Origin of the sequence: Alkaliphilus metalliredigens QYMF, assembly GCF_000016985.1 — a bacterium.
In the GTDB taxonomy this organism is placed as follows: domain Bacteria; phylum Bacillota; class Clostridia; order Peptostreptococcales; family Natronincolaceae; genus Alkaliphilus_A; species Alkaliphilus_A metalliredigens.
The window spans coordinates 3,449,003-3,469,880 of record NC_009633.1 but is presented as its reverse complement, the minus strand read 5'-3'; the positions used below and the strand labels follow the sequence as shown (position 1 = coordinate 3,469,880).

General features: G+C 38.4%; 14 protein-coding genes, 1 riboswitch and 3 other annotated features (1 of these 18 only partly in view). Of the genes, 11 read left to right on the top strand and 3 right to left on the bottom strand.

Translation table 11 applies throughout. From position 1 onward, the window contains the following. Positions 1 to 117, bottom strand: a binding site (T-box leader); it reaches 142 nt to the left of the window's first position. Positions 118 to 332: 215 nt separating this feature from the next. Then, positions 333 to 581, top strand: a binding site (T-box leader). Between the two features lie 77 nt (positions 582 to 658). The 4 genes from ilvN to ilvB all read left to right on the top strand — a co-directional run bounded on the left by ilvN (position 659) and on the right by ilvB (position 5,593). Further along, entirely contained in the window at positions 659 to 1,138 is a 480-nt protein-coding gene (gene ilvN / locus AMET_RS16720) for an acetolactate synthase small subunit (RefSeq protein ID WP_012064494.1), read from the top strand. Between the two features lie 76 nt (positions 1,139 to 1,214). Continuing rightward, positions 1,215 to 2,216: a ketol-acid reductoisomerase gene (gene ilvC, locus AMET_RS16715; RefSeq protein WP_012064493.1), complete on the top strand. Its 1,002-nt coding sequence runs from the start codon at positions 1,215 to 1,217 to the stop codon at positions 2,214 to 2,216. 35 nt (positions 2,217 to 2,251) lie between these two features. Continuing rightward, positions 2,252 to 3,910, top strand: a complete 1,659-nt coding sequence (gene ilvD / locus AMET_RS16710) for a dihydroxy-acid dehydratase (protein ID WP_012064492.1) — start codon at positions 2,252 to 2,254, stop codon at positions 3,908 to 3,910. An 18-nt stretch (positions 3,911 to 3,928) separates the two neighbouring features. Beyond that, entirely contained in the window at positions 3,929 to 5,593 is a 1,665-nt protein-coding gene (gene ilvB, locus AMET_RS16705; RefSeq protein ID WP_012064491.1) for a biosynthetic-type acetolactate synthase large subunit, read from the top strand. A gap of 138 nt (positions 5,594 to 5,731) precedes the next feature. On the opposite strand, the gene AMET_RS16700 is transcribed toward ilvB, so the two are convergent. Together AMET_RS16700 and AMET_RS16695 are read right to left on the bottom strand one after the other, a co-directional pair. Continuing rightward, entirely contained in the window at positions 5,732 to 7,090 is a 1,359-nt protein-coding gene (locus tag AMET_RS16700) for a PFL family protein (protein ID WP_012064490.1), read from the bottom strand. Positions 7,091 to 7,110: 20 nt separating this feature from the next. Further along, on the bottom strand, positions 7,111 to 7,380 hold the full coding sequence (locus AMET_RS16695; protein WP_012064489.1) for an ACT domain-containing protein: 270 nt from the start codon (positions 7,378 to 7,380) through the stop codon (positions 7,111 to 7,113). 175 nt (positions 7,381 to 7,555) lie between these two features. Then, a riboswitch (glycine riboswitch) is annotated at positions 7,556 to 7,646 on the bottom strand. 556 nt (positions 7,647 to 8,202) lie between these two features. On the opposite strand from AMET_RS16695, the gene gltB reads away from it, so the two are divergent. The 4 genes from gltB (at position 8,203) to AMET_RS16675 (ending at position 15,667) form a co-directional block, all read left to right on the top strand. Then, complete coding sequence (gene gltB / locus AMET_RS16690) at positions 8,203 to 12,696, top strand: glutamate synthase large subunit (RefSeq protein WP_012064488.1); 4,494 nt, start codon at positions 8,203 to 8,205, stop codon at positions 12,694 to 12,696. 276 nt (positions 12,697 to 12,972) lie between these two features. Further along, positions 12,973 to 13,938, top strand: coding sequence for an AEC family transporter (locus AMET_RS16685; protein WP_012064487.1), 966 nt, complete (start codon positions 12,973 to 12,975; stop codon positions 13,936 to 13,938). A 209-nt stretch (positions 13,939 to 14,147) separates the two neighbouring features. Then, positions 14,148 to 14,549, top strand: coding sequence for an IS200/IS605 family transposase (gene tnpA, locus AMET_RS16680; protein ID WP_041720962.1), 402 nt, complete (start codon positions 14,148 to 14,150; stop codon positions 14,547 to 14,549). Then, the gene (locus AMET_RS16675; protein WP_012064485.1) at positions 14,546 to 15,667 is read left to right on the top strand and encodes an RNA-guided endonuclease TnpB family protein; all 1,122 of its coding nucleotides are present in this window, start codon (positions 14,546 to 14,548) and stop codon (positions 15,665 to 15,667) included. Before tnpA ends, AMET_RS16675 begins: the two co-directional genes overlap by 4 nt. A gap of 129 nt (positions 15,668 to 15,796) precedes the next feature. On the opposite strand, the gene AMET_RS16670 is transcribed toward AMET_RS16675, so the two are convergent. Further along, positions 15,797 to 17,002 (bottom strand): alanyl-tRNA editing protein, encoded by a 1,206-nt coding sequence (locus AMET_RS16670; protein ID WP_041720960.1) that lies wholly within the window; start codon positions 17,000 to 17,002, stop codon positions 15,797 to 15,799. Between the two features lie 393 nt (positions 17,003 to 17,395). Here AMET_RS16670 and AMET_RS16665 point away from each other — a divergent pair, with 393 nt between their 5' ends. From AMET_RS16665 to aspS, 3 genes are all read left to right on the top strand, one after another. Further along, positions 17,396 to 18,652, top strand: coding sequence for an ammonium transporter (locus AMET_RS16665; protein ID WP_012064483.1), 1,257 nt, complete (start codon positions 17,396 to 17,398; stop codon positions 18,650 to 18,652). Between the two features lie 69 nt (positions 18,653 to 18,721). Continuing rightward, positions 18,722 to 19,084: a P-II family nitrogen regulator gene (locus tag AMET_RS26600; RefSeq protein WP_012064482.1), complete on the top strand. Its 363-nt coding sequence runs from the start codon at positions 18,722 to 18,724 to the stop codon at positions 19,082 to 19,084. Positions 19,085 to 19,209: 125 nt separating this feature from the next. Next, positions 19,210 to 19,463 (top strand) — a binding site (T-box leader). Between the two features lie 116 nt (positions 19,464 to 19,579). Next, entirely contained in the window at positions 19,580 to 20,872 is a 1,293-nt protein-coding gene (gene aspS, locus AMET_RS16655; RefSeq protein ID WP_041721788.1) for an aspartate--tRNA(Asn) ligase, read from the top strand. Positions 20,873 to 20,878: the final 6 nt, after the last annotated feature.

The following is a 20,878-nucleotide window of genomic DNA, read 5'->3' as shown; positions in this document are numbered from 1 at the left end:
ATGTTCAAAGATACAGCTCAGGAGTGATTGGTTATTTATCAACAGTATCGGCTTTCAGCAAATCACCGACTCTCTGGGACTGTTTTTATAAATACGGATCTCCTTCATTGCTTATATGAATTATGTAATTGTTGAAAATCATATCAGGATTTTATTTGTTTGTCAACATATAATTTGAAAATTCTAAATAAATAATAACAAATAGTAATGAGTAAAAATATAATTAACAGAAAATAAAAATAATTAAAAAAACATATTGACGGCAGAGAAATTTCCTGTTAGTATAGAATACAATATAAAAAATAAATCAAAGCAAAATAAAAAACGATAAACAAAATGTTATGAGGGAGAATGGTTTTTTACCAAAACAGTTTCAGAGAGCTGGTGGTCGCTGTGAACCAGTACTGTGGTAGAATACAAATCACTCCTGAGCAGTTACCTTGAAAGTAGCCCAAGGGTACTAGTAAGGGTAAACGGGACGTCCCGTTACAGACAAAGGGTTTGATAGAACCTGACAGAGTGGTCTTTTTTTATAGAGACAATTAGGGTGGTAACGCGTGGAGATAATCCTCGTCCCTGCAAAGGCAGTATTATGCAGAGGCGGGGTTTTTTATTTACCCATAAATAAGAAAATAACAAAAAAGAAGGAGTGAATGGTATGGAACGGCATGTGGTATCAATTTTAGTAGAAAAGCATGATGGTGTATTAAATAGAGTGGCAGGGTTATTTAGTAAGAGAGGATATCACATTGATAGCTTTTCCTTTGGAGAAACTGAAAATCCTGAGCTCTCTAGAATGACCGTTGTATTTACTGGGGATCACCAGTTTTTTGATCAAATTACGAAGCAACTCAGCAAGCTGGTTGATGTGAGACAAATTGAGGAACTAAAGCATGAGGAATCTGATTATAGAGAAATGGTATTGATTAAAATAAAGGCTGAAGAGAAAGACAGAACATCAATTCTTGAACAATTAGAGGCTTATAAAGGGAAAATCATTAGTGTCGCCACAGAATATCTAACAGTAGAAATGACAGGAGATCAACAGAAGGTGGATACTTTTATTGATTTAATGACAAAGCATGGAATCAAAGAGATGGCTCGTACAGGGGTGATGGCCCTAGGTCATGTGAATTAGATTTTAATATTCTAACATTTAAAATTGTTTAGAATTTTAATATAATAATAAATTAACCAATAGGAGGAAGATGAAAATGGCAAAGTTATATTATGAAAAGGACTGTAATTTAGAGGTATTGAAAGGGAAAAAAGTAGCAATCATAGGATATGGAAGTCAAGGTCATGCCCATGCTTTAAATCTAAAAAACTCTGGTGTTGATGTTGTGGTTGGATTGTATGAAGGTAGTAAATCATGGGAACGAGCAGAGGCAGAAGGTTTGAAGGTGGCTGTGGCATCTGATGCAGCGGCGGAGGCAGATGTAGTTGTCATCCTAGTGAACGATGAAAAACAGGTACAGGTTTATGAAGAAAGTATTAAGCCAAATTTGACTGCTGGAAAATATTTAATGTTCGCCCATGGATTCAATATTCATTATGGACAGATTGTTCCATCTGAAGATGTTAATGTTTTTATGGTAGCACCTAAAGGACCGGGTCATACGGTTAGAAGTCAATACCAAGAAGGAAAAGGCGTTCCTTGCTTAGTTTCAGTTTACCAGGATGCAACTGGAAACACCATGGATGTGGCATTAGCCTATGCAGCAGGAATCGGTGGCGCAAGGGCAGGCGTATTGAAAACAACATTTAAAGAAGAAACTGAAACTGATTTGTTTGGTGAGCAAGCGGTACTCTGTGGTGGGGTTACTGAACTGATGAAGGTTGGATTTGAAGTATTGGTTGAAGCGGGCTATGAGCCTGAAAGTGCATACTTCGAGTGCGTTCATGAAATGAAGCTGATCATTGATATGGTGGTAGAGGGTGGTTTGGGCAATATGCGACAATCCATTAGTGACACAGCAGAATATGGAGACTACTCTGTTGGAAAGCGAATCATTACTGATGAAACAAAGAAGGAAATGAAGAAGGTACTTCACGAAGTTCAGGATGGCACATTTGCAAGGAACTGGATTTTAGAGAATAAGGCCAATCGACCAGCCTTCACTGCAAGAAGAAGAATGGAGCAAAGTCACCAAGTTGAAGTAGTCGGTAAAGAATTGAGAGATATGATGAGCTGGAGTAAGCAATCCAAAAAATAGATGACATCATTTTAGGCAGCGAAGGAGTGAAGGATATGAAAACCAATGGAGCAAGGGAAGGCATTGAACGTGCACCCCATCGATCCTTATTTAAAGCAATGGGATACACAGATGAAGAAATAAGAGCACCTCTCATTGGTGTGATTAACTCACAAAATGAAATTATACCAGGACATATATATTTAGACAAGATTGCAGATGCTGTTAAGGCTGGGGTAAGATTAAGGGGAGGAACCCCGGCTGAAGTGTCGACGATTGGTGTCTGTGATGGGATTGCCATGGGCCATGTGGGGATGAAGTATTCCTTGGCCTCTCGGGAATTAATTGCTGACTCAATTGAAACAGTGGCAATTGCCCATGGATTTGATGCCTTAGTCATGATTCCCAATTGTGATAAGGTGGTACCGGGAATGCTGATGGCTGCGGCTAGGGTCAATATTCCAACAGTGGTTATCAGTGGAGGGCCAATGATGGCAGGAAAGGTACAGGGCAAGTCCGTTAGCCTTTCCAATGTCTTTGAAGCTGTTGGAGCTGTCAAAGCAGGGAAAATGACAGAGGATGAGCTCTATGAATATGAGGAAAAGGCTTGTCCCAGCTGTGGCTCCTGTGCAGGGATGTATACTGCCAATAGTATGAATTGCTTAACCGAGGCATTAGGAATGGGGCTACCTGGAAATGGAACCATACCAGCAGTCTACGCTGAGCGGATCAGATTAGCTAAAAAAGCAGGGATGGAAGTGATGGCACTTTTAGAGAAAAATATTCGCCCTCAAGATATTATGACGGAGAAAGCATTTGAAAATGCATTAACTGTGGACATGGCACTGGGGTGTAGCACCAACAGTATGCTACATCTACCAGCTATTGCACATGAGGCTGGGGTGGTGTTAAATCTTGAAGCAGCCAATTTAATCAGTGAAAGAACACCTAACCTATGTAAATTAGCTCCTGCGGGACAGCATCACATAGAAGACCTATACTTTGCAGGAGGGGTTCAGGCAGTCATAAAGGAGCTTGCTAAAAAAGACTTAATCCAGCTGGACTTATTAACTGTAACAGGAAAAACCGTGGCAGAAAATATTTCACAAGCACAAAACCTTAATGATGAAGTCATCAGAACTGTTGAGAATCCATATAATGAAACCGGAGGTATTGCAGTATTAAAGGGGAATTTAGCACCGGATGGTTGTGTGGTAAAACGTTCGGCTGTTGCAAAAGAAATGCTGACCCATAAAGGTCCTGCCAGGGTATTTGAGTCTGAAGAAGAGGTAATTGCAGGAATTTTAGGAGGAGAAATTAAGCCTGGTGATGTAGTAGTGATCCGTTATGAAGGTCCTAAAGGGGGACCAGGGATGAGAGAAATGCTTGCACCGACATCAACATTAGCAGGAATGGGATTAGACAAAAGTGTTGCACTGATTACTGATGGGCGATTTAGTGGTGCTACCAGAGGGGCTTCCATTGGTCATGTGTCACCAGAAGCGGCAGAGGGTGGTCCTATTGGCTTGGTAGAGGAGGGAGATTTCATTTCCTTCGATATTACAAAGGGAAAGATTGAACTATTGGTCAGTGAAGAAGAGCTGACAAAACGAAAACAACGGTGGCAGACCCCAGAGCCGAAGATTAAAAAGGGTTATTTAGCTAGATATGCAAGATTAGTGACTTCAGCCAGTACCGGGGCTATATTGAGATAACATAAGGAGGCGGGTAATATGCAACGAACAGGTGGTGAAATCATAGCAGAATGTTTGATAGAGCAAGGTGTTGACACTGTATTTGGTTATCCAGGAGGTGCAATACTCAATATCTACGATGCCCTATATAAATATCAGGATCAGATCAATCATTATTTGACGGCCCATGAACAGGGAGCAGCCCATGCAGCTGATGGTTATGCCAGAGCCACTGGAAAAGTGGGGGTATGCCTTGCTACATCAGGACCTGGAGCTACTAATTTGGTAACAGGCATTGCCACAGCCTATATGGATTCCGTTCCTATGGTGGCCATCACCGCCAATGTACCCTTGGCCTTACTGGGGAGAGATAGCTTTCAGGAAGTCGATATTGTTGGTATTACCATGCCCATTACAAAGCATAATTATATTGTTAAGGATATCAATGAATTAGCGTCTACCCTTAGAAAGGCTTTTTATATTGCCCAGGAAGGAAGGCCAGGACCGGTATTGGTGGATGTGCCTAAGGATATCACAGCGCAAGTGGCTGAGTATATCTATGAGGCTCCCCGACCAATCGAGACCGTGTCAGCACCTATACCAGAGGAAGATTTATTAAGTGCAATTCAAATGATTAAGACAGCTAAAAGACCCCTCATCTATATGGGGGGTGGCGTTGTCCGCTCTGGAGCTGCGGAAGCATTTAAAGACTTTGTTGATAAAGTGCAAGCTCCGGTGGCTTCTACCATGATGGGCTTAGGGGGATTTCCCTCTACCCATGAGCTTTTCACAGGTCTATTGGGAATGCATGGCACCAAGGCCTCAAACATGGCTGCCACAGAATGCGATTTGATTATTGCAGTTGGGGCTCGATTCAGTGATAGGGCCATTGGAAAGGTGGAAGGCTTTGCTCCAGGGGCAAAAATATTACAGATTGATATTGATCCTGCTGAGGTCAATAAAAATATTCGAACTCATTATTCAATTATTGGAACCATTACGGAGGTATTAAAAGATTTAAACCCTCGGCTAGAAAAACAAGAGAGAAAAGAATGGACTGAGAAAATTAAGGCTTGGCAAAGGGATTATCCCCTGACCTATGAAAAAAACACAACCCTAAAACCTCAATTTGTCATTGAAAAAGTGAAAGAATTGGCAGCGGAGGATGCGGTTATTACTACGGAGGTTGGGCAAAACCAAATTTGGACAGCACTATTTTACAAGTTTACACAACCACGCTCCTTTATTACCTCTGGGGGACTGGGAACAATGGGCTTTGGCTTGGGAGCCTGTATTGGTGCGCAGATCGGATTGCCTGAGCGACAATTATTTAATATAGCTGGAGACGGTTGCTTTTATATGAATTGCAATGAGCTAGCCACTGCAGTACACTATAATTTACCCATTAGAGTCATTGTGCTTAACAATCATGTACTAGGCATGGTAAGGCAATGGCAGGGAATGTTTTATGGAAAACGGTTTTCTAATACAACTTTAGATCGAAAAACAGATATTGTTAAACTTGCAGAGGCCTATGGGGCCACAGGATTTAATATTACCAAAAATGAAGAGGTAGAGGATGTCTTGAAAAAAGCCATGGCAATCAAGGGACCAGTGGTCATCAACTGTGAAATTGATCGAGATGAACTGGTATTACCCATGGTTCCACCGGGGGCTGATATCAAGGATTTGATTATGGAGTAAAGGATTGTCTTTAGTTACTTTATTTGAGATGTCTTAATCCATAAATAAAGAAGAGAAACCTGGTTTGATGTAGGTTTCTCGTTCTTTTATTTTGGTGCTTTTATTGTGAGTTGACTGTATGGTAGAAATTAAGCTGAATTAATTTTTAAAACTGTGGATAGGCGCTGGAATTCTACCTCCTCGATTAATAAAATCTGCGCTTGAAAACTTGCTGACAGCCATGATTGGAGCCCTTCCTAATAATCCTCCAAATACAGCTTCGTCCCCAAGGACTTTACCATGTACAGGGATGATTCTAACGGCGGTGGTCTTATTATTGACCACACCAATGGCAGCCTCATCAGCTATAATTCCAGAGATAGTCGATGCAGGGGTATCTCCAGGAATTGCAATCATATCTAGACCAACAGAGCATACGCATGTCATGGCTTCTAATTTTTCTAGGTTTAATGAACCTGCTTTTATTGCATTGATCATTCCCTCATCTTCACTTACTGGAATGAAAGCACCGCTTAAACCACCCACATGTGAGGATGCCATGACACCACCTTTTTTTACGGCATCATTGAGGAGGGCTAGAGCAGCAGTTGTTCCATGGCAGCCACAACTTTCAAGACCCATTTCCTCTAAAATTCGTGCCACACTATCACCAACTGCAGGAGTAGGAGCTAGGGACAGATCTACTATTCCAAAGGGTACGCCAAGTCTAGTGGAAGCTTCATTGGCTACAAGTTGACCAATACGTGTGATTTTGAAAGCTGTCTTTTTAATTGCTTCAGCTATCACATCGAAGCTTTCTCCTTTTAAATTTTCAATGGATGATTTGATAACCCCAGGACCACTTACGCCAACATTGATAACACATTCGCCTTCACCGACACCGTGAAAAGCACCAGCCATGAAAGGGTTATCTTCTACGGCATTGGCAAAAACCACAAGTTTTGCACATCCTAAGCTATCTTGATCCCTTGTTAAATAAGCTGTTCTCTTGATAATTTCTCCCATATCTCTAACCGCATCCATATTAATGCCGGATTTTGTACAACCAATATTGACAGATGAGCAAACTCTTTCTGTAGTAGCCAATGCTTCGGGAATTGAGTCAATTAGTATTTTATCTCCCTTGGTATACCCTTTTTGTACAAGGGCTGAAAAACCACCAATGAAGTTGATACCAACAGCTTTTGCTGCTTGATCCAAGGTTTTAGCAAATTCCACATAATCATGATCACCACAAGATTGTGCAATATGAGCAATTGGCGTGATGGATATCCTTTTATTAATAATTGGAATGCCATATTCTGTTTCAATCATATCTCCAACATTGACTAAATTTTCAGCAAGTCTTGTGATTTTATCATAGATTTTAGTTCTAGACTTTTTACCATCGCTACTACAACAATCTAAAAGTGATATCCCCATTGTAATTGTTCTAATATCAAGCTTTTCTTTTTCAATCATATTAATTGTTTCCATTATGTTCTGTGAATTGATCATATTGTTCATCTCCTTGTGTATTAAATAACATGCATTGAATTAAATATAGCTTCTTGTTGAATTCTAACTGACACACCTATTGTATGAGCGGAATCTTGTAGCTTTTCTTTTAATTCTTTGAATTCAATGTTCATTTCTTGTAAATCTACAAGCATTACCATTGTAAAGGTATCTTGCAAAAGTGTTTGGTTTATATCTAAAATATTAACGCTACTTTTTTGAAGTACAGAAGAAATGCCATAAATAATGCCTATTTTGTCCTTTCCGATAACGGTTATAAATGCTTTCATTTTAATAACCTCCCCTTCCTTTGATTAAGTATAAGTGGTGGATCACATTGCAAAAAATACAAAGAGACTAAACTGAATAATTTAGTCTCTGGAGAATAAAGATTTTATGTTTTAATAGTAAACCGCCACTGGAGCTGCAAAAAAAGCAACATAAATAATGACTTATTCATTAAAACAAAAATCCCCTGTCCTTTTACCTGAGAGTTTGACCAAAATACATGGCTTTCCCCTTCGGTGCTCCTATGAGTCTCTCCAGAGGCTCGTCCAATAACGGTTTAATATCTTATCCCATTATCTTCATCCAATTCTATGAAATTATTTAAATATGATTCTAACACAAGATGATGGTATAAAGCAATTAAAAATTTAATAAATCTCATTTTAAATGAGCAGAAGAGCATTAAATAAAGAAAAAAAGGTGTCACCACAAGAATATTAGGTTATGAAATAGGAAAAATGAAATCTGTCATCTAGGAAAAAAAAGATGCTGATGATTTTTAGATTGAAAATATAGATGAGCTTATATGAATTATAATTCATGCAAACAGTATAAATATACACTTTAGTTGGACTTGATCGAATGGCAACGTTTTCATTGAATTAGCTGGAGTTTAATCTAATTTATATTAAAAAATCACAAAAAAATCACAAAAAAATATTGAATGCAATGAATAATTATGATAGAATATTACTTAAACCAAATTGAAAGAAAATTTAGAAAAATGAATTAGTTAATATAATTTAATTCAATTACTAGTCTTTATATGAAGATAAGAGAGTGAGTGAGTGAATTAATACTATCTACTAAGGAGGAAAACATAAATGAAAAGATTTGAATTACCTGAAAAACAAGGATTGTATGATCCTAGTATGGAAAAAGATAGCTGTGGACTTGGGTTTATTGCACATATAAAAGGGCATCAAAACCATGAAATTTTAAAACAAGGACTACAAATATTAAAGAGTCTCAAGCATAGAGGTGCAGTAGGAGCAGATGCCACCACTGGTGACGGATCGGGTATTTTGATTCAGATTCCCCAGGATTTTTTTAAGGAAGAGGTTGAAGCATTGAATATAGACTTACCTGATCCTGGAGACTATGCTGTGGGTATGATTTTTTTACCTAGAGATCCAAATGCCAGACTCTTTTGCGAAGGCGTGATTGAAAGAGTCATCAGAGAGGAAAAGCAAAACCTGTTGGGCTGGAGGGAAGTACCCATAGATGAGGCTGGATGTGGTGAATCTGCAAAGGCAACTAGACCTGTGGTGGCACAGTTTTTCCTTGCTCGAAAAGGGCAAAGCAAAGCCCTGTTTGAACAGAAGCTCTTAGTTGTACGAAAACGAGCGCAACAAGAGGTGAGGAGTGCCCAGAAGCCCTATACAGATCATTTTTATGTATGCTCTCTTTGTAGTAAAACCATCATATATAAAGGACAAATACTAGGGTATAAGCTTGAGGAATTTTATGTAGATTTATTAGATGAAAGGGTAATAACTGCCATTGCACTTGTTCATGAAAGATATAGTACCAACACATTTCCCTCATGGAAACTGGCACAGCCATTTCGCTACCTTGCCCAAAATGGAGAGATTAACACCATAAGAGGGAATATAAACTGGATGAATGCAAGGGAGGGTGTCATGCATTCTGAAAGTTTTGGAGATGATTTCAAGAAGATATTACCAATCATCGAGCCTGGTGGTAGTGACTCGGCATCAATCGATAATGTATTAGAGCTATTGGTGAAGAATGATCACGCAATCGAAGATGCAATGATGATGCTCATCCCTGAAGCATGGCAAAAAGGCATTAAAATGCCACAGGAAAAAAGAGACTTCTATGAGTACCATGCAAGGGTAATGGAACCCTGGGATGGTCCTGCAACCATAACCTTTACTGATGGCGTCAATGTAGGGGTAACGGTAGATCGAAATGGATTGAGACCGGCTCGTTATCTAACAACAAAGGATGATCTGATTATTATGGCATCCGAAATAGGGGTGGTAGATGTCCCGGTGGAAATGGTGTTGAAAAAGGGATGCCTAAAACCGGGAAAAATATTACTAGTAAATACAAAGGAAGGACGAATTGTTTCAAACGATGAAATTAAATCAACGGCCATGAATAAACACCCCTTTGGAGAATGGGTATCACGAAATCGCATGACTCTTAAGGATATAGAGCAACCCTATGAACCAAAGAAAATGAATTATGAAACCCTGCATAAAAACCACTTGGTCTTTGGATTTACAGAGGAAGAACTAAAAAAAGTCATTGCTCATATGGCTGAGCATGGGAAAGAGCCCATTGGTTCAATGGGTGTGGATACACCTTTGGCTATTTTGTCAGAGAAGCCTCAATTATTATTTAACTACTTCAAACAAAAATTTGCCCAGGTAACCAATCCACCGATTGATCCGATACGTGAAGAATCGGTTATGTCCCTCATTCAGTTTATTGGAAAATATGGGAGGCTATTAGACAAAATTGAGACAGATACCGATAATAAATATATTAAGCTGGCACATCCTATTTTAACAAATTCCCAGATAGAGAATATACGTGGACTTAATACTGAAGATTTTAGAGCCATTACCATACCAACTGTTTTTCAAGCAGATCATGAGGATAATGGATTAAAGGAAGCATTAGATTATTTATGTAAGCGTGCAGAGGAAAATGTTAAACTCGGATATAATATTATTGTTTTAAGTGATCGAAATATAGATATGTACAATGCACCTATTCCTAGTTTATTAGCCCTGGGAGCGGTACATCATCATTTAGTTAGAAAGAAGCTTAGAACCTCTGTTGATATTATGATAGAAGCAGGTGATGCACGGGATGCAATGCATATGGCACTGTTGCTAGGATTTGGTGCCAAGGCTGTGAACCCATACATGGCATTTGAAACCATTGCATATATGGTGGAAAATAAGAAAAGTGTGAAGGGTGTTAAAAATACTGAAGAAGCCTTTGGTCACTATATTGAAGCAATTTGCTCAGGACTTTTAAAGATCATTTCAAAGATGGGTATTTCAACACTACAAAGCTACAGTGGGGCTCAGATATTTGAAGCAATTGGAATCAAACAAGATGTGATTGATCAATACTTTACTGATACACCGGCAGTGCTTTCTGGTATCGGATTAGGTGGTATCGTAAAGGAAGTGTTGATAAGACAAGAGAGTGCTTATCAGCAACTTCAGCAACTAGATGTCGGGGGAGAAATCCAGTGGAACCCGAAGGGGGAATATCATACATTTAGTCCAAAGGTCGTCAGTAATCTGAGAAAAGCATGTGTAGAAAATAATAGAGAGACCTATAACCTATACGCAGATCAAGTTAATGGGCAAGATGTAAACATAACCACACTTCGAGGGCTATTGAAATTCAAGGAAAGAAAAAGTGTGTCAATAGAAGAGGTCGAGTCAGTAGAAGAGATTCTAAAACGATTTAGAATCTCTGGGATGTCTTTTGGTTCATTAAGTACGGAAGCCCATGAGACCTTGGCTATTGGCGCCAATCGAGTAGGAGTAACAAGCAATTGTGGCGAAGGAGGAGAGGATCCAAGTAGATACAAACTGGGATTTGATGGAGAAAATATGACAAGTGAAGTGAAACAGGTTGCTTCGGGTAGATTTGGTGTCACAGCAAATTATCTAGCCCATTGTCATGAAATAGAGATAAAAATGGCACAAGGAGCGAAACCAGGTGAAGGAGGTCATTTGCCCGGGGATAAGGTGACCCCAGAAATTGCAAAGGTACGCCACTCGGCACCAGGAATTGACTTGATTTCTCCACCACCCCATCATGATATTTACTCAATTGAAGATCTTGCACAATTGATTTTTGACTTGAAAAACGTCAATCCACAAGCGACAGTTGGAGTGAAATTAGTTGCTCAAACTGGAGTTGGAACCGTTGCGGCAGGGGTTGCGAAGGCTTTTGCAGATTTCGTGTTGATTAGTGGACATGATGGAGGTAGTGGGGCATCACCAATCAGCTCTATGAAGTATGTCGGACTGCCTTGGGAATTAGGCATTGCTGAAGCCCAGCAGACATTGTTGTTAAACAACCTAAGAAGTAGAATCACACTACAGGTAGATGGCAAGATGAAAACAGGACGAGATGTGGTGATTGCCACTTTATTGGGAGCTGAAGAATATGGTTTTGCTACGACACCCTTGATTGCTCTAGGATGCAAAATGTGTAGACAGTGTCATTTAAACAAATGTCCTGTAGGCATTGCCACCCAAGAAATAGATTTGCGGGAAGGTTTTATAGGTGAACCTGATCATTTAATTAATTATTTAACATTTGTGGCAATGGAAATTCGTGAAATTATGGCGGAAATAGGATTTAAAACCATAGATGAAATGGTTGGAAGGGTAGATGTGTTAGAACAAAAACAAACTGATCAAAAGAAATTGAAGAACCTTGATTTATCTTCTATTTTATATAGACCAGAGCTACCTTCCCGTATTGTGGGTAAACGAGTGATCAGTCAAAAACATAAAATTATAAATGTCTTAGATAAAAAGCTAATCGAGGACGCAAAAGATTCCTTGGAAAATGGAGAGAGAACCCAGCATGTCTTAGAAATAAGAAATACAGATCGAGCCTTTGGTACAATGATTAGCGGTGAAATTGCCAAGGCCTATGGAGATGCTGGACTTCCTGATGATACCATCAGCGTTCGTCTGGAGGGTTCAGCTGGACAAAGTTTTGGTGCTTTTGCAGCCAAGGGTTTAACCCTGACACTTGAGGGCGATGCAAATGACTATTTAGGGAAAGGACTCTCCGGGGGGAAAATTATTGTTGTCCCTCCTCGAAAAGCAACATTTGATCCTAGTAAAAATATCATTGCAGGGAATACACTGCTTTATGGAGCCACCTCTGGTGAAGTCTATATTGCGGGTGGTGCTGCACAACGGTTTGGTGTTCGAAACAGTGGTGCAGTGGCAGTGGTAGAAGGGATTGGGGACCATGGATGTGAGTATATGACTGGAGGAGTTGTCCTTGTTCTTGGTCCAATCGGCAAAAACTTCGGAGCTGGTATGAGTGGGGGGATTGCATATATTCTGGATGAAAAGAATAAATACAGTGATAATTACAATCGAGAAATGGTTGATGTTGAGCCATTGATAAACGCACAGGATATTCAAAGAGTCAAAGATTTAATCAACCTGCATCTTCAATATACAGGCAGTGTACAGGCTAAGAGGATACTAGATAATTGGAATTTCTATGTGAGTAAGTTTATACGGGTATGCTCTCCGCTTTATCAGAAGCAGTTGGAGAATATCGGTTAGGGAGTAAATAATCATAAGAAAAATAAACATATGTAGCACACAGGATTGAGAGCTCATAGGACTGGTAAATCACAGGATTATGAGCTTTTCCTGATGTCTAGGAAATTATGTTTTTAAATTTCATGTGAATATTGAAAGATATTATCTCGCAATAGATCACTAGGTTCGTAAAGATGAATGATGCAATTTTCTCAAATGTGGTTTGCCAAAAAGCAGAATCCGGGGTATAATTTTGTTTATGACTATTGAAACTGAGAAAGGAATAGGTACAAATCTATGAATGTATTTTTATTTATACTAACTAATAATATTACGCCCATCCTTGTGTTAATTACACTTGGCTATCTGATGAACAAAAAGTTTGATTTGAATATACAAACATTAACAAAATTCAATTTTTACATTTTTGTCCCGGCCTTTACTTTTGTAAATTTGTATACGACAAAAATCCCTGTTGAAATGATCAAAGTGGTGGTTACTGCTGTTTTGATTATGGGTATCAATATGTCAGTTGCTTCATTGACCTCAAAAATACGTGGCTATGATGAAGGACTAAAAAATGCATTTACCAATTCGGCAATATTCTTTAATGCAGGCAATATAGGTATTCCTTTGATCACATTGGTATTTAGTAGTGTCCCCTTTGTCATAAACGGTCAAACACCTTATTTAGAGCTGGCATTGACTGCACAGATTATGATGTTAGTTGTGCAAAATATCACTGCCAACACCATTGGCTTTTTAAATGCTGGCCGTGCCAATACCGATTGGAAAAAATCCCTGGGGAAGGTTTTAGGAATGCCAACCATTTATGCAGTACCTTTGGCATTGATTTTAAAAACAATACCCTATGATATGACACAGGTAGCTATTTGGCCTGCCCTAGATTATGCTAGAAATGCTTTGGTACCAACATCGCTGCTTACATTAGGAGTGCAGCTTTCAAGGACAGCCTTTGAGTTCAAAAACAAAGAGGTATATTTGTCTGTGATCATCAGACTCTTGGGAGGACCTATTTTGGCCCTGATTTTTATTTATTTGTTTGGCATGAATGGCATCATTGCTCAGGTTGTTATGATTTCATCAGCCCTACCCACGGCGGTGAACACGGCATTAATTGCGGTTGAATATGATAATTATCCTGATTTTGCTTCCCAGGCAGTGATGACATCTACATTGTTTAGTTCCGTGAGTCTTGTATTTGTGATTTACATGGCAAGAATGATCTTCCCAATGGCATAAGTATATTAAAACTTCAGTTAAAATTGAAGCCCCCACTGGTTTATTAACATCCAGTAGGGGCTTCTTCAATAAGGATTATTTTAACTTAATACAACAAGAAGTCCCCTATCCTCTATAGGTGGGGGATGAATTGTTGTCCCTTGAGAAACGACCTAATATATGGTATAATATACATAATCAGTCATATACCATATAAAGAAGGTGTACTCATGGAATTAGATAATAATAATCACTCGGTATTCTTGATGTACTATCATCTTGTTTTGGTGGTAAAGTACAGACGCAGGGTAATTGATCACCCTATTTCTGAAGAACTCAAAGCCATATTTGTCAAAATTGCGTCAAATTATAATATTACCTTACAGGAATGGAACCGAGACATAGATCATATACATATTTTGTTCAAGGCACATCCTAATTCACAACTATCAAAATTCATCAATGCATATAAAAGTGCAAGTTCAAGACTAGTGAAAAAAGAGTTTCCTGCCATAAGAGAAAAGTTATGGAAGGAATATTTTTGGGCCAGGAGTTTTTGCCTACTGACCACTGGGGGCGTATCGGTAGAGGTGATAAAAGCATATATCGAAAGCCAAGGTGAAAAGTCATGAATAAAGCCTATAAATATCGAATCATTCCAAACAGAGAGCAAGAAGAACTCATCAAAAAGACCTTCGGATGTGTTCGATTTGTCTACAATCAAATGCTTTCAAATCGAAAAGAAATATATGAAGAGTATAAACATGACAAGCTAGCATTGAAACAAGAAAAATATCTAACCCCTGCCAACTATAAGGGTGAATTTCCATGGCTAAAGGAAGTAGATAGCCTGGCACTTGCCAACGCTCAGCTCAATCTAAATACAGCTTATGGTAATTTCTTTAGAGATCACTCAATTGGATTCCCAAAATTCAAGAGCAAACATAGAGATAAAAAAAGCTATACCACCAATAATCAAAAAGGAACCATTAGACTGATGGATAACAGTCATATTCGGGTGCCTAAATTAAAGGACATAAAAATAAAGATGCACAGACAATTACCTGAAAATTCAGTGATTAAGTCTGCTACCATTAGTCAAACAGCTATAGGCAAATATTATATATCCATACTTGTGGAGTTTGATATACAAACAGATTTAGTCATGGCAACTAAGGAAACAACCCTAGGGTTAGACTACTCTTCGAAAGAACTATATGTAGATAATGAAGGAGACAGAGGCAACTATCCTAGATATTATCGCCAAGCGGAAGAAAAACTTCAAAAAGAACAAAGAAAGCTATCTAAACGTAAAAAAGGTAGCCAAAATAGAGAAAAGCAACGTCAAAAAGTAGCTAAACTTCATGAAAAAGTAGCAAATCAAAGAAAAGACTTCTTACACAAGAAATCAAGGCAGATAGCCAATGCCTATGATGTAGTGGTGATAGAAGATCTAAATATGCGAAGCATGGCACAGGGACTGAAGCTTGCTAAGTCAACTAATGATAATGGATTTGGTATGCTAAAAACATTTTTAGAGTACAAGCTCAAGGAACAGGGAAAACAACTTGTGGTCATTGACAAATGGTATCCCTCTAGTAAGCTTTGTCGATTCTGCAATCGGGTCAATAAAGAATTGACTCTTTCGGAGCGTGTTTGGACTTGTTTCTGTGGAGAAGTAATCGAGAGAGATATAAACGCTGCAATCAATATAAGGAATGAAGGATGTAGAATAATAGGCGTAGCCTAGAATAGATGAAGAAACCGTTGGGCAGACGGGGTTAGCTTGGTAATTATATCAGCATGAGCTGATATGTCCCAAGAAGCCCCCACCTCTAAGTGTTAGCGTAGGTGGTGGGAGTATGTCACGTAAAAGACACTATAAAACTTGTTTTACTTGACGATAGGCATATTCAATTGCTGAATCCAGATTTCCTTTGTTTTTGCCGCCCCCTTGGGCCGATAGATCACTGCCACCGCCCTTGCCATCAACTAAAGTGATTGCATCCCGTAAAAGGGTTTTCATACTAATGGTTGTTAATTCCTCTGAGCGCATAAATAGGAGCTGGGCTTTGTCCTCTGACTTAATGCCGAATAAGACAATTACTCTGGGGAATGAGACTAGTTTTGAAGCCAACGAATTGATTTGCTTCATTTCAGCGTTGTTGAATATTGATTTAATAATTTTGTTATCTCCAACACTTTCAGCCGATGTGAATATGTCCTTGACTTCATAATCCGTAACCTGTGCCTGCAAGGATCTGCGATCAGCATTGGATTGACGGAGCTCTTCTAGGAGTTGATTTGTTCTCTCTAATAATGTGTTTTCGTTACAAGATAAAAACTGCGCTGTTTTTTTGATTGTTTCATGCTTAAAAGCATAGTCCCTAATGGCCCTTGAACCGCATAAAAATTCAATCCGAGTACCACCCTTATATTTTTCCCATTTGGTGATTTTCATGAGCTGGACTTCAAGTGTTGAATGGGGATGTGTCCCACAGCAGGGGGTGGCATCGATTCCTTCAATTTGAACGATTCGGATTTGACCTGTTGTTTGAGGGGGCATTTTTCTCAGTGGGAGCTTCTTTAACTCAGTGTAGGTGGGGAATAAACCTTGTACCTTTCTTGAATCAAGAATCGATTGATTCACAGCTTTTTCTGCCTCAAGGATACCTGTTTCATTCATTGCTTTATCGATGTCAATGGTACAATAGTGCTCACTGAGATGAAAGCCAACCGTAACACCGTTAAATAGCTCAAATATAGATGCCGATAAGAGATGCTGGCCAAGATGCTGTTGCATGTGGTCATATCTTCGATTCCAGTCAATTGAACATGTAACCCTTTTAAGCTTATTGGGCTTTTTTTCTAATACATGATAAATGGTCTCCTGGGTTTCATCCTCATATACAAAGATGACAGGAATTGAATCAATTGTACCGGTATCACTAGGTTGTCCACCACCCTCTGGGTAGAAATAGGTCTCATCAAGGACCACATGATACTGACCTTCTTTTTCAACTGTATTTATGATTGAGGTGGTAAATTCCTTTTCATATAGGTTTTCATAATATTTCTTTTGCAAAATCAAGTCACTCCTTCATAATTCATTATTCATTATTCATATTCTACACCATATTATCATTTGAGTAAAATACATTGAATTTGAGACTGAGCTGAATATAAAATATTTGAAATTTTCAAAAAAGTCATTGCAAAAATATAAGTTTTGTATTATACTACTATTTATATTTAAAAAACCAATATATTGGAGTAGGCAATGGCGTCTACAATCGAAGGGATTACTATCCTTTTGGTTGTCGGCGCTTTTTTTATTTTCACAAGAAGTCATGTACAGCTGGCAGGACTTCAAAGTAAAAAAGGGTAGTTATACTTTAAATTAACGAGATGTTGACATGGTAAGTAAGAAGATTTTTAGTAACAAAAAAAATGAAAAAGATAAGAGGGGGAGATGAGTATGGATTATTCAATTGCAATCAATACGGTATGGGTTTTAGTGGCAACGGCCTTGGTGTTTTTTATGCAAGCAGGCTTCGCTATGGTAGAAACAGGGTTTACAAGATCGAAGAATGCTGGGAACATTATTATGAAAAATTTGATGGACTTTTCAATAGGCTCCTTTGTCTTTTGGTTAATAGGCTTCGGTATCATGTTTGGTAGAGGTACTGGAGGGTTCATGGGTGAAATCAATTTACTTTCTAGTGGTTCCTTTGAGCATTTAGGATTAGATATTCCTAAAGAAGCTTTCTTGATTTTTCAGACAGTGTTTTGTGCCACTGCTGCAACCATTGTTTCAGGAGCCATGGCAGAGAGAACAAAATTTATTTCTTATTTTATATATAGTATTGTGATCGGTGCGGTGATCTATCCCATAGCAGGTCATTGGATATGGGGTGGTGGCTGGTTAGAAGAATTAGGATTTCATGATTTCGCAGGCTCTACTGTTGTTCACTCCCTAGGCGGATGGGCAGCACTTATGGGAGCTATGATTATAGGACCACGTATTGGAAAGTATACAAAGGATGGAAAGTCAAAAGCAATCAAAGGACACAGTTTAACTTTAGGTGCATTAGGTGTATTTATTCTATGGTTTGGATGGTTTGGATTTAATGGAGGTTCGACATTATCCGGTGTAGATTATAATGATATTGCACACATATTTATTACAACAAACTTATCCGCTGCTGTTGGAGCTATAGCAGCAATGATCGTATCTTGGAGACGGTACAAAAAACCAGATGTGAGTATTACATTAAATGGCGCATTAGCTGGGCTAGTAGCCATTACAGCGGGAACAGATATTGTTAGCCCTGTTGGAGCTGTTGTAATAGGAGCAATAGGTGGCGTTGTTGTTGTATTTGCAATTGAGTTCATCGATAATGTATTAAAAATAGATGACCCAGTTGGTGCAGTCAGCGTACATGGAGTCTGTGGTGCCGTTGGAACCATTGCAGTAGGTATATTTGCAACAGATGGAGGCCTGCTTTATGGAGGGGGAGTAGAACTATTAGGGGTTCAAATCCTCGGTGTGATTGCTGTCGCCCTATGGACTATGGGAACGACCTTTATATTGTTTAAAGCAATCGAATTGACTGTTGGATTAAGAGTAACGAAAGAAGAGGAAATCGAAGGATTAGATAAATGTGAGCATGGTACTGAAAGCTACGCAGATTTTCAGCCAAGACCTGTTTATTTAGCCACTGAGAAAAACTGAAGAGATAATGTAGACAATCTGATGAAATGATAGGGCTTATGTATAGATTCATAAAAAGGAGAGGATATAATGGCAGATAAGATCACTAAAGTAGAGATTATCACTAGACCCAGTAAGTTTGATGAATTAAAAGAAGCGTTAAATGACATTGGGGTAACGGGCATGACATTAACAAGAGTCCAAGGATGTGGGGTTCAAAAAGGTAGAAAGGAAAACTATAGAGGCATTACCTATATACCTGAATTAATAGAAAAGATAAAAATAGAAACCGTCATTTGTGAGGTTCCTGTAGATTTAGTTGTAGAAACAGCTAAAAAAGTTCTTTATACAGGTGAAGTTGGAGATGGGAAGATATTTATTACTGAAATCTCTAATGTTATACGAATCCGAAATGGGGATGAGGGAAAAGTTGCCCTTGATAATGAAAAGTAAGGAAAAAATTAATAATAATGATAAATAATAAAGTTTTTTGAATATTTTAATATTTATTGCTAAATACTATTGACAAAGCAATTAAATGGGTATACAATATTCAAAAAACAGGATAAAAAAATGATTTAAAAACGATGATAAGAAGAGTAAGTATGGAAACGGAGTCAAAGCGAGTTGGTGACAGTGAGAGACCAATACGAAGCCCATATTGAAAAACATCTTTGAGTTGCTAACCGAAATCAGTTGAAAGTAGGCTTAGACGGGTCCAATCCGTTATTAGTTGGGCAGCATCGAATAATATTTTATTCCGTGCTGATTGAGTGAACGATAATATCGTTAATCAGGGTGGTACCGCGAAATATAGTCTTTCGTCCCTTCATAGGGGATGAAAGACTTTTTTTATTGCATAAAAAAGCTTGTTGAAAAAGTACACAAGTTTTAGAAGGCGTTTTAGTAATACATCGAAAATAAATTTTCAGGAGAGGAGAAATGGTGATGAAAAGAATACGAATACAAGAACTTGGAGAACAAATTCAATCGGAGGTTTTATTAAAGGGATGGGTTCATAAAATCAAAAACTTTAGTCAATTTGCTTTTGTTTTATTAAGAGATAAAACAGGGATCGTACAGTTAGTTTTAGATGATGAAGAAATGATTAAGGGATTAAAGCTGGAAATGGCTGTGGAGGTAGAGGGGAAGGTTGTTGTCAATAAAACAACACCTGAAGGTGTTGAAATACAGGTGAAAAACATGAGAACTGTGGGAAAAACCTATTATGATCTGTTGCCATTTAGCATCAACCAACGACAAATGAATGCAGCCTTAGAGACCCAGCTTGATCATCGAAGCATTAGCCTTAGAAGACCCAATAAAAGAGCCGTATTTAAAGTTCAAGAAGAAATTGTGGAGAGTTTTAGAAATTATTTGCGAGGACTAGGTTTTTCGGAGATCCATACACCTAAGATTGTTGCTTCCGGTACTGAGGGTGGATCAGAAGTATTCACAGTAAACTATTTTGATAGAAGGGCTTTTTTAGCCCAAAGTCCTCAATTTTATAAGCAAATGATGGTGGGTGCTGGATTTGAAGCTGTATTTGAAATTGGTCATGCCTATCGGGCAGAGCTCCATAACACCTGGAGACATTTAAATGAGTATGTCAGTCTAGATATAGAAATTGGCTTTATAGAGAATGAAGAGGAATTGATGGATTTAGAAGAGGGATTTATTAAATACTTATTTAAGCATTTACAAGAAACTTGTTCAAGAGAACTAAAAATGCTTGGAAAAGATTTAGCAGATATTAATGAAATTCCTAGAATTCCTTTATCTGAAGTGCAACAAATATTACTTGATGGATATGATAAAAAGTCACCGGTTGGGAACATAGACGCTGAAGGTGAGATTTTACTCTCACAATACATTAAAGAAAAATACAAGAGTGATTTTGTATTTATCACAAAATATCCCGCAGCTAAGAGACCAATGTACACCATGCCCGATGACAAAGGAGAGGGCATGACAAAAAGCTTTGATTTAATTTATAAAGGACTAGAGATCACCACAGGAGGACAAAGAATTCATGACTATCAAATGTTAAAGGAAAACATCATTAAGTTTGGGTCCAATCCTGAAGACTTCGATTTTTACTTAGAAACCTTTAAATATGGGATGCCTCCCCATGGTGGATTTGCCATTGGACTTGAGAGGTTGACGATGAAAATTCTGGACTTAGAAAACATTAGGGAAGCCACATTGTTTCCCAGAGATTTAAATAGAATTACACCTTAGAAGGAG